Origin of the sequence: Marinicrinis lubricantis (assembly GCF_042658665.1) — a bacterium.
Taxonomy (GTDB): domain Bacteria; phylum Bacillota; class Bacilli; order Paenibacillales; family KCTC-33676; genus Marinicrinis; species Marinicrinis lubricantis.
Genome location: NZ_JBHSQV010000182.1, coordinates 82,822 through 93,364 on the forward strand (window position 1 = coordinate 82,822; position 10,543 = coordinate 93,364).

General features: G+C 46.4%; 11 protein-coding genes. 8 read left to right on the top strand and 3 right to left on the bottom strand.

The window, feature by feature from the left end; translation table 11 throughout:
- Window position 1: 1 nt before the first annotated feature.
- Together ACFPXP_RS19445 and ACFPXP_RS19450 are read left to right on the top strand one after the other, a co-directional pair.
- Window positions 2-457 (top strand): DUF420 domain-containing protein, encoded by a 456-nt coding sequence (locus tag ACFPXP_RS19445; protein ID WP_379896058.1) that lies wholly within the window; start codon window positions 2-4, stop codon window positions 455-457.
- 102 nt (window positions 458-559) lie between these two features.
- Window positions 560-1,417, top strand: a complete 858-nt coding sequence (locus tag ACFPXP_RS19450; protein WP_379896059.1) for a sugar phosphate isomerase/epimerase family protein — start codon at window positions 560-562, stop codon at window positions 1,415-1,417.
- Between the two features lie 125 nt (window positions 1,418-1,542).
- Here the strand turns inward: ACFPXP_RS19450 and ACFPXP_RS19455 are convergent, their stop codons facing one another.
- Together ACFPXP_RS19455 and ACFPXP_RS19460 are read right to left on the bottom strand one after the other, a co-directional pair.
- Complete coding sequence (locus ACFPXP_RS19455; RefSeq protein ID WP_379896075.1) at window positions 1,543-2,619, bottom strand: Gfo/Idh/MocA family protein; 1,077 nt, start codon at window positions 2,617-2,619, stop codon at window positions 1,543-1,545.
- 33 nt (window positions 2,620-2,652) lie between these two features.
- Window positions 2,653-3,816 carry a Gfo/Idh/MocA family protein gene (locus tag ACFPXP_RS19460; protein ID WP_379896060.1) on the bottom strand — a complete coding sequence of 388 codons (1,164 nt, stop codon included), beginning with the start codon at window positions 3,814-3,816 and terminating at the stop codon, window positions 2,653-2,655.
- Window positions 3,817-3,995: 179 nt separating this feature from the next.
- On the opposite strand from ACFPXP_RS19460, the gene ACFPXP_RS19465 reads away from it, so the two are divergent.
- On the top strand, window positions 3,996-4,886 hold the full coding sequence (locus tag ACFPXP_RS19465) for a helix-turn-helix transcriptional regulator (protein WP_379896061.1): 891 nt from the start codon (window positions 3,996-3,998) through the stop codon (window positions 4,884-4,886).
- Between the two features lie 88 nt (window positions 4,887-4,974).
- On the opposite strand, the gene ACFPXP_RS19470 is transcribed toward ACFPXP_RS19465, so the two are convergent.
- Window positions 4,975-5,703, bottom strand: coding sequence for a ThuA domain-containing protein (locus ACFPXP_RS19470; RefSeq protein WP_379896062.1), 729 nt, complete (start codon window positions 5,701-5,703; stop codon window positions 4,975-4,977).
- 284 nt (window positions 5,704-5,987) lie between these two features.
- Here ACFPXP_RS19470 and ACFPXP_RS19475 point away from each other — a divergent pair, with 284 nt between their 5' ends.
- The 5 genes from ACFPXP_RS19475 to ACFPXP_RS19495 all read left to right on the top strand — a co-directional run bounded on the left by ACFPXP_RS19475 (window position 5,988) and on the right by ACFPXP_RS19495 (window position 10,317).
- A complete protein-coding gene (locus tag ACFPXP_RS19475) occupies window positions 5,988-6,713 on the top strand; it encodes a hypothetical protein (protein WP_379896063.1) in 726 nt (241 codons plus the stop codon).
- A gap of 79 nt (window positions 6,714-6,792) precedes the next feature.
- Window positions 6,793-7,185: a GntR family transcriptional regulator gene (locus ACFPXP_RS19480; protein WP_379896065.1), complete on the top strand. Its 393-nt coding sequence runs from the start codon at window positions 6,793-6,795 to the stop codon at window positions 7,183-7,185.
- A 14-nt stretch (window positions 7,186-7,199) separates the two neighbouring features.
- Window positions 7,200-8,099 (top strand): ATP-binding cassette domain-containing protein, encoded by a 900-nt coding sequence (locus ACFPXP_RS19485; RefSeq protein WP_379896066.1) that lies wholly within the window; start codon window positions 7,200-7,202, stop codon window positions 8,097-8,099.
- 21 nt (window positions 8,100-8,120) lie between these two features.
- Window positions 8,121-9,026, top strand: coding sequence for an ABC transporter ATP-binding protein (locus tag ACFPXP_RS19490; RefSeq protein ID WP_379896067.1), 906 nt, complete (start codon window positions 8,121-8,123; stop codon window positions 9,024-9,026).
- The gene (locus ACFPXP_RS19495; protein ID WP_379896068.1) at window positions 9,019-10,317 is read left to right on the top strand and encodes an ABC transporter permease; all 1,299 of its coding nucleotides are present in this window, start codon (window positions 9,019-9,021) and stop codon (window positions 10,315-10,317) included. Before ACFPXP_RS19490 ends, ACFPXP_RS19495 begins: the two co-directional genes overlap by 8 nt.
- Window positions 10,318-10,543: the final 226 nt, after the last annotated feature.

Below are 10,543 nucleotides of genomic sequence, written 5' to 3' on the forward strand. Positions count from 1 at the left end.
TTTGGCAAAACTGCTACCGTTTATTAGTACGACGTTTATTGTATTGAGTGCCATTTTAGTAGCCGTTGGCTGGATTTTGATTGCAAAAGGCAAAAGGCAGGCCCACCAGACTGTCATGGTTTGGGGGGCGATCTTCGCGGTCCTATTTTTCATTATTTACTTGACCAAGACGTTCGTTTTCGGGAATGTGCCGTTCGGCGGACCGGATGATGTGGCGGTTTATTATCGCATTTTTCTTATTTTCCACATTGTCTTAGCGACGGTTTCTGCAGTCATGGGACTTGTTACACTTCGCTTGGCTTATAAAGGTGTATTTTTGAAGCATAAACGAATCGGCAAGCCGACAGCCGTCATTTGGTTTATTACTGCGATTACAGGTGCAACCGTCTATTACTTGCTGTACATACAATATCCAGTGGAGCATACGACGAATTTGCTCGATGCGATCTTTGGTTAATGACAATTAAATTGTAAGGTGTTTTAGCTAACAACATATAAGCTAAAGCACCTTTTTTTCATTATGATGAAGGAGAAATTGTTCGCAGAGGCGGTGTTTTGATTGAAATTTACGGTCTTTACGGTGATGACTCCGGATTTGGAACCGAAGGAACTGATTACAGCATTAAAGCAGTATGGTTATGATGGCGTGGAGTGGAGATGCACGAGAATTCCCGAAGAGCGAAAGGAGGAGAAGCCTTCGTTTTGGGGAAATCATCATTGCACGTTGTCCCCTGACGCTGCAGACGAAGAGCTGGAGCAGTGGCTGAGCTGGACGCAGGATGCCGGCATGGAAGTGACAAGTGTAACGCCATACCTGCAGTGCGGCGATTTAACATCGACGGAACGAGTGCTGCACATCGCAAGGAAGTTAGGAGCAAAAGCGATTCGATTAGGAGTTCCCCGTTATGATCGAACGCAAAATTACAACGATCTCTATCATCAAGCAGAGCAGTACTTGTCGGAAGCGGTACAGCTGTGCAAGCAGTATGGCATCAAAGGCCTCATTGAGACACATCATGTGACGATTGCACCCAGTGCGTCTTTGGCTTATCGGTTAGTCCACCGCTATGATCCTGAACATATCGGCGTTCTGTTTGATCCTGGAAATATGGTCCATGAGGGATATGAAAATTACCGCATGGGATTAGAGCTTCTGGGCCCTTATTTGGCACATGTACATGTGAAAAACGCAAGGTGGGTGCCGGGAGTAGAACAAGAAGACGGCACGAACTCATGGAACGTGGAATGGGCGCCTGTTCATCAAGGCGTTGTGGATTGGAAGCAAGTACTGTCGGATCTGAAAGCAGTGGGGTATGACGGAACCATCGGCTTTGAGGATTTCAGCAGGGCCTATGATTCGAGGGAAGCGTTGCAAAGGAATATCCAATATATTCGGGGGATTTGGGAAGGACTGTAATCATTAACCAAGTGATCATCAGGTGAGTTAATTTAAGTCAAAACAGAAAACGAAGCATGTGAAGATGCTGGAGAAAAATAATGGCGATGAAGTATTTCTGTATACTTCATCGCCACTTGCGTACTTTACTCAATTCGTACTGCCTGCTGCTGGGCGAGGAGACAGAGCTCTGCAGCCTTGAACGCATGTTCCTGCGTCATTGCATTCTCCGTACGGTTCAGGCAGTCAAGAATGAGCTGACCGAAGTAAGGATAGCCGACTTTACCCGAAAGGGATAGATGGTGCTCTCCCTGCTGATCGACCAAGTACAGCTGATCGCCTGCCCTGTCGCGGGCGATGTCCACGTATTTGCGCAGCTCGATATAGCCTTTCGTGCCGAGAATAAGCATCCGTCCATCGCCCCACGTGCTCAGACCGTCAGGTGTCAGCCAGTCGACGCGAAAATAGTTCGTTGCTCCGTTATCACCGACCAGCGTTGCATCACCGTAGTCCTGCAGCTCCGGATAGACGTCGGCATTGTGATAGTTCGCCACCTTGCTGTGCAGCACTTTAGCATCGCGGCAGCCGGCATAGAATAGAAACTGCTCGATTTGATGGCTGCCGATATCGCATAATATGCCGCCGTATTTGTCCAGCTGGAAGAACCAATCTGGTCGGCTCGGTGCGTTCAAGCGATGAGGTCCGAATCCCGTCACCTGAACCACGCGTCCGATTGCCCCGTCCTCAATAAGCTGTCCGGCAAATACCGCGCTCTCCACATGCAGCCTCTCACTGTAGTATACGGCATATTTCTTTCCCGTCTTGCTGTGCACTTGACGAGCCAGCTCCAGCTGATCCAAACGGGTAAATGGCGTTTTGTCCGTGAAATAATCCTTCCCGTGCTCCATCACCTGCACGCCCAATGGTCCGCGCTCACTTGGTATGGCAGCGGCCGCAACAAGCTGAACCTCAGAATCCTGAAGAATTTGCTGCAAAGATGAAGCGGCCTGCACTTGAGGAAATCGCTTTTGAAACGTCTCGACTTTTAACGGATCTGGGTCATAAACCCACTTCAGTGTGGCCCCAGCCTCGATCAGTCCGTTGCACATGCCGTAGATATGTCCGTGGTCCAGCGCAGCAGCCGCGAAGACGAATTCACCCGGCTTAACGACAGGCGCCGGTTTACCCTGCGGTGCATAATTCATTCCGTCCGATTTTTGTATCATGTTCCGCTTCACGCTTCCTTCCTAAAAAGGTTAATGTGTTCCTTCCGTGTTCAGCAATTGATCCGGTGCTGCTTGTTTGGTGAATCGGGATCCACGAATCCGATCCTGCAGCTGCTCATAAAATAAATCCTCATCGAGAGGGAGATCGATCCAGCTGTCGGTCCATGTGGAGAGCAGCATGGCATTCGACAAGGTCAATCCGAGAATGCCTTCTTCGCCAGGAGCAATGAGTTCTGTGCCCTTCAAGATGGCATCGACGAAGTTTTGTGTAATTCCCCGGTGCCCTGGATGGTTTCCATGAATAGGAATTTCACATTTCCAGCATTCCGGCGACCCGAATCCCCCGGTGTATGTACGGTTGAATTCCGACTCCGGTACCCTAAGTCTCCAAAATGTCAGCTGATCATCTTCAATTACAATTTTTCCGCGGTCTCCTGCAATTTCGAAACGATTGGTTCCCGGAGCTTCACCTGTCGTCGTGACGAACAGGCCGGTTGCCCCATTCGGGTATTCCACATAAGCTGTTACTTCATCCTCGACTTCGATGTTGCGGTGCTTGCCGAAGTAACAGAAAGCTCGAATTCTTGCAGGCATCATGCCGATCGTCCACTGCCATAGGTCCAGTTGGTGCGGATCTTGATTGATCAGCACACCGCCGCCTTCACCTGCCCAAGTGGCTCTCCAACCGGCGGAATCGTAATAGCTTTGGGAACGATACCAGTTCGTAATGATCCAATTGGTCCGGCGCACTTCGCCCAATTCACCTGATGAGATTAATTCCTTCAGCTTTTGATAGAGCGGATTCGTCCGCTGGTTATACATAATGCTGAATACTTTTCCCGATTTCTTCGCCGCTTCGTTCATGAGGCGCACTTGCTTGGTATATACTCCTGCAGGTTTCTCAATGAGAACGTGCATCCCCTTTTGCAGAGAACGAATCGCTGCATCCGGGTGGTCATAGTGCGGCGTAGCAACGAAAACCGCGTCCACTTCCCCTGAGTCAATCATCGCTTCTAAAGTAGTAAAGGTATGGATATGCTCTCCCCAGCTTTGCTTTGCCCACTGCAAACGTTCCTCACGCATGTCGCAAACCGCTGCAATAATAGCTCCTCGAATTTCGCCGCCTGCGAGATATTTTCCATGCTGTGTGCCCATACTTCCGAGCCCAACAATGCCAATGCGTACTTGATCCATATGAAGTACCCCCAGTCAAGGATAAGTCCTTTATGCAAGGTCATTGTAACAAAGGCTGTGTAAGTGTACTGAACTGGAATTGTCGGAATGACGCACCGTTTTAACTGTCATTGTCATTCTATTTTGTTTTGACATGCGTTAAGATGGAGGTAAGAGCTAATGACTGGGAGTGTGAATCGATGGAGAGAATGCGATTTGTTCGTCTGCTCGGCAGCGGTATAGGTATAGATCTGAATTATCGCAGCACCGGTGCCATCAATGTGGAATTTCACTCGCACCCGCATTATGAAATATATTATTTTCATGAAGGATTCTGCAATTATTTGATCGGGGATAAAATATATGAGCTGCAGCCGGGAGACTTGATCATTATGGATGGGATGACGCTGCATCGCGCGAAGACGGATCCAAAGCGGCCCTATGTCCGATCGATCATTCATTTTGACCCGTCTTATATTCAGGAGTGGTTTCAGCTTCCCTGCACTGCGCAAGTACTGAAGCCGTTTCAGCAGCTTAAGAACGCTCGATTCACACTCGCACCTCAACAGCAGATAGAGATGGCCGAATTGCTTCGCCGTATGGACAAGTTTCGTCATAATGAAGCGGTGATGGCGGATGCCAGATTTCATATTGCATTTTATGATTTAATGCTGTTCATTCATCAAGTATTCGAGCTTCAGATGGTGGATGGACCTCAGATGGAAGGCAGTGAAAAAATAAAAAATGTACAGAAAATTATCACTTATCTTGAAGATCAATATATGAACGATATTCATTTGGAGGATTTAGAAAGCGCTTTACACCTGGATAAGCATTATATGTCTAAAATCTTCAAGGAAGTGACGGGCGTGACGATTTTCACTTATCTGTATGAAAGGCGCATTAATGAATCAAGAATCCTGCTTTACTTGGAAGAGCGCATGAAAATTACGGATATCAGCTATCAAGTGGGTTTCAAGCATCCGGCCCACTTCAGCCGTGTGTTCAAAAATCACGTAGGCTGCACTCCGGAGCAGTTCCGAAAGCAAATGCAGCTTCAGGCCCAAAGACCGAGTCGTAAGGTGAATTAGGGGGAAATGGAGAACAGGCAGCCTATCCGGCTGCCTGTTTAAGTGTAAAACATATTTGTGTAAATCGAGATTGAATCGAAGCTGCAAATTAAGACGATTTGATATTTTCCAATGGCTTCGCATTGCCGTACGTCGGATATCCGCGATCCGTTGGAGCGGCCCACTTCACGCCGTTGCTGATGACTTTTCGAACGTTCGTGTCAAAATAAGTCGGATACGTCTCATGTCCTGGACGGAAGTAGAAGATCTTGCCATTGCCGCGGTAGAAGCAGCAGCCGCTGCGGAACACTTCCCCGCCCTCAAACCAACTCGTGAATACAAGCTCATCCGGCTGCGGAATATCAAAGTGCTCACCGTACATTTCTTCATGCGGCAGTTCGAAATATTCTCCGATGCCTTCTGCAATCGGGTGTCCTGGAGAAACGACCCAAAGCCGCTCCTTCTCGCCAGCTTCACGCCATTTCAAGTCGCAAGAGGTGCCCATCAGTTTTTTGAAGATTTTGGAGAAGTGCCCGGAATGCAATACGACAAGTCCCATTCCCCGCAGCACCCTCTGGTGTACTCGATCGACAATGGCATCGTCTACTTCATGGTGAAATGCATGTCCCCACCAAATCAGCACGTCCGTTTTGGCAAGCACCTCTTCTGTTAATCCATGTTCAGGATCGTCTAAGGTAGCGTAAGTAATATGGTAATCTTCTGGAAGTCCTTCACCGATGGCGCGGTGCAATCCTTCCGGGTAAATTTCCTTGACCTTGTCATTTTGTTTCTCGTGGCGGAATTCATTCCATATCGTTACATTTAATGTTTTGCTCATAGCATATCCCTCCAATGTAAGCATGATTCCAAATGATTTGTATGTGATCTTGTCCAAGCTGCCCTAGTGATCTATTACAGTTTACCCCTCCAAATAAGGAAATAACATGCATGCTTTAGTTCTTTTCATTGCAGATTTTGCTATTTTGGATAGGCAGGAAACAAACTTCAAAATCGGGATTGACATGGTGTGTATATACAGTGTATAGTGTGTATAACGATATATACAGTATACACTGTGCGCAAGAGGGATTACACAGTACATATACAGCAGGGAGGAATGAGATGCAGTCGCTTAAAGACGCTTGGTTTATAGTTCGCAAGGATATGAAGTCGGATAAACGCTACTTTATTTGGAATGTCTTATTTATTGCATATATGGCACTGATTACATCGACATTTATTAACGAAATGCTGGTAGAAGAGCGTCATTGGGTAAGGTGGATGATAGCCGATGGTGTGACGATGTTCATTGTGCCAATGATTGGCTTTTACTTCTCTAGAAGAGCATTTAAATATTTGCAGGAAGATTCCTATACCCAAATGCTGAGCTATTTTAGGATACTTCCCATTTCCAATAAGGTCTTGAAATATTACCGGCTGCTGCAAGTAGGTATTTCCTTGATCGTTAACTCGCCGATTTTCTTTGCAACGATTTATTTGCTTTCGGAAGACGTCAGAGCAAGCTTCGATGGATTGTCCTATATCGCATTTGCCTTGACGTGGGTCGGTTACAGCATTTTGATTATGGCTTTTTTTATTTATTTTGAAATGCTGAGCAGCGGGAGAGTCTACTTTTGGAAAACACTTTGGATTTTTATTTTAATGATCCTTGCTGCAATTGTGATTTCTCGTTCGGATGGAAGCTTCCTGCATTGGTCGATCGATTTCTCCATCCGTTGGGGACTCGCTTCTCCGCTCATGTGGGCAATGCTGGCGGCAGGCTCGCTGGGCATGTGGCTTATGAATATCGGAACTTATCGAAAACTAAGCAAGCGTGATCTGCAATAAAATGTGAACGCATGGTTTTGGGCTTGTCCGACGTGATAGATGTTGAAAACCTAGGGACAAAGAAGGTGGGTTGCGAAAGGTGAGGATACCGATTCAAATATACGAACATAGTGCTGAGCCGCTTTATCGCCAAATCGAAATGCAGCTGCGTTCACTCATTATTAGCGGTCAATTGGAAGAAGGGACCCTTTTGCCATCCATTAGAGAATTAGCCGGTGACTTAAACTGCAGTGTGATTACGGTCCGAAGAGTGTATCAAGATTTGGAGAATGAAGGACTTCTTCGTACGAGACAGGGGACAGGTACATTTGTGGCCAAGGTGGGTGACCATGAGAAGTCCAACTTCCGTCATCAAGCGGTGGAGAAGGCATTGGACGAAGCTTTAGATATTGGTAAATCGGTGCAGTTTACGGAGGAAGAGATGAGACAAATTTTTATGTCGCGTTTGAAACTGAAATATGATTCGAAGTAAGGGTGGTGAAAATAATGGAACTTTCGGCAGTTCGTTTCCGTAATGTAAAAAAACATAGAAAACGGCTGGATGTTGGACCGATTCACTTGAACATTCCAGAAGGATACATTGTCGCGCTTGTGGGACAGAACGGTTCGGGAAAAAGCACGCTGCTGAACATGTTAATTCAGACGATTTATCCGGATGAAGGCTCGATTGAGTGGTTCGGTCAATCTTTTGAACAGGAAATTCCAATGTCGTTACGACAGCAGATTGCATACGTTCCAGAATTGCCCAGTACAGAGGAATACTTTCTAACACCGGATGAAGCGGCAGCATTTCGCGCTCATTGGTATCCGAATTGGGATGCCGAGAGGTATGAGGAAATGATGCAGCGCTTCGAAGTTCCCCGTGACAGCAAGCTGCGAAAAATGTCCAAAGGGGAACGCAGAAAGTATGAGATTGCGGTTTCACTCGCAGCGAGACCGAGGCTGCTTCTTCTCGATGAACCCTCCTCTGGTTTCGACCCTTTTTCTTGGAAGAAGCTGATTGGTGAGCTGAGGGAAGTAATGAAGGAAGGGCAGACGACGATCATCATGGCGACGCATATAGTCGATGAGATTAAACGGCTGGCGGATTACGTTGTGCTCATACATCGGGGACAGATGCTGGGCATGGTGGAGAAGGACAGCCTGATCGACAGCTGGAAGGAAATATGGCTGAATGCAGATTCTTCTGTAATTGAAGAGCTTCCGGATGTTCTGCAGTGGGATCAAGAGACGCCATCGACCGTCCGGGTCATTACTTCGGATGCGCAGCGTATGGAGCAGGTTATGAAGGATTCGGGATGGATCCCTCTGAAGATGAGAAGCTTGGAGCTTGATGAAATTTTAGAGCTGTGGATTGAAGGGCATATGCCTAATGGAGTTTATTAAGGGAAGGGGAAGGAATGGAAGATGGAACCTTTAAAATTAGAACAGGTTGTAAAGCAGTATGGGGAGAAAACAGCGGTGAACGGCATTTCGCTGCAGGTTGAAAAAGGTGAAATTTACGGGCTTCTCGGCGCCAACGGTGCAGGGAAAACGACTACGATGCGCATGGTGCTCGGCTTAATTTATCCGGATGGGGGCAAAATCAGCTACTTCGGTAAACCGTACGAGAAGGAAATTACAAGACGCTTCGGCTATTTACCGGAGGAGCGAGGGCTGTATCCGAAGGTGAAAGTTGCGGATCAGGTCATTTATCTAGCGCAGCTGAAGGGCATGTCTAAGAGCGATGCAGATCGGCAGTTGAAATATTGGCTGGATCGGTTCGACGTTCCGGAGAATTACAATCGTAAAGTAGAAGAGCTTTCCAAAGGAAATCAGCAAAAAATTCAATTCATCGCCGCCATTATCCATAAGCCGGACATTATCATTATGGACGAGGCGTTCAGCGGATTGGATCCTGTCAATGTCGAATTGCTCAAGAGCACCGTCAAGGAACTGCGCGATCAGGGCACTTCGATTCTGTTCTCTACGCATCGCATGGAGCATGTCGAGGAATTGTGCCGTAACATTACGATACTTCATCGTTCCAATACCGTACTTCAGGGGAACGTAAAAGAAATTAAAAAACGTTTTCCGAAGGAAAAGGTCATTTTGGCTGCGGATAAAGAAATTAAAGGCTTGGAAAGCATACCTGGCGTGCAGCAGGTGATCCGAAATGAGAATTATCTTGAAGTTAAAATCACAGAGGAGAGGGCAGCAGACCAAATATTGCGAACCGCGATGGAGCAGGCTGCCATCCAACGATTTGAAGTAAAGGAACCGACACTCAACGAAATCTTCATCAAAACGGTAGGAGGTGAGGGACATGAATAAAGATTTATTCAAGGTGATTGGCTTTACGTTTCGCAACAAAGCAAGAACCAAATCATTCATGGTCACCACATTGATCATGGCTATTATTTTATCAATTGTCATTAACATCCCTTATTTTATTTCGAAGTTCAGCTCGGATGAGCCGACGAATATTGGAATCATCCAAGCGGATGGCGATCAAATTCCTATGCAGCTGCAGCAGTATTATTCGTCCCAAAGCGAACCGGATATTTCAATTAAACTGTATAAGCCGCAGGCCTCCGAAGAAGCGAATGAAGAGATGCTGAAGGAATTAATCAGTGAAGGCGAAATCGATGGATATCTCGTAGCAGAATCCGGCGAGTCTGCAGCATTCCCTAAATTTGTCTACAAGTCTGAAGACAATATGGATTTTGGCAAGTCTAGTCAGCTTGAAGCCGGACTGCAAATTGTGAAGACGCAAATCGTCGGTGGCCAGCTTGGACTCAGTGATGAGCAGTTGGCACAGCTGTATGAACCGATTGAATTAGACACGATGCAAATTTCTGCAGAGCAAGGCGCAGGTACGGTCGGTGAAGGGAAGACGGAAGCAGAGTCAGCGATGTCTTATGCCTTAGTTTATGTCATGATTATCGTCCTGTTCATGGGTATTATGGTTTCCGGTCAATTGATTGCTACCGAAATCACGTCGGAAAAAAGCTCAAGGGTTATGGAGATTCTCATTACAAGCGTATCACCGCTATCCCAGATGTTCGGAAAAATTCTTGGCATGTTCCTACTTGCCATTTCACAGATTTCTATATTTATCGTCGTCACGATCATTAATTTGTCTATGCCTCATAACCAAGGACTGCTGAAGGATTTTGATATTGACTTAACTCAAGTACCTGTGAGCATGTATATCTATGCGGTGTTGTTCTATTTAGTAGGATTCTTCTTATATGCGACTTTGTTCGCCGCTGTAGGTTCGATAGTCAGTCGTACAGAGGATCTGGGACAGGCGGTTATGCCGATTACGTTCATCTCGATGGCAGGTTTTTATATCGGAATATTTGGTATCAATGCACCGAACAGCACATTAGTCGAGGTTACGTCGTTTATTCCTTTCTTTGCGCCGTTCATCATGTTCCTGCGAATCGGCGTTGCCGATCCTGCCGTATGGGAAGTATGGCTGTCGATTGCGATTTTGCTGGTTACCACTTATGTGATGGGCTGGTTGTCAGCTAAGATTTATAGAACAGGTGTGTTGATGTACGGCAAGCGTCCGTCTTGGAAAGAAATTCGCAAAGCCATGAAGGCTTACAAGTTTTAAAATTTATAGGGAGAAATGGGTGTAACAGTGTGGTGCCATTCCGTCAGCAGGTGTGGCACCCAGCTCAGGAATCTTATCTTCTCTTAAAAAAGTTAATAGGTGAATCAATTTCATAAATCTCATGCCTTGATATGACTGACTTTTTTAGACATAGAAAAAGGAGTACCTCCCCAAATCTCGAATAGGTTAAGCGACTAAACCAACCAATTGAGATGAGGTGAACTCC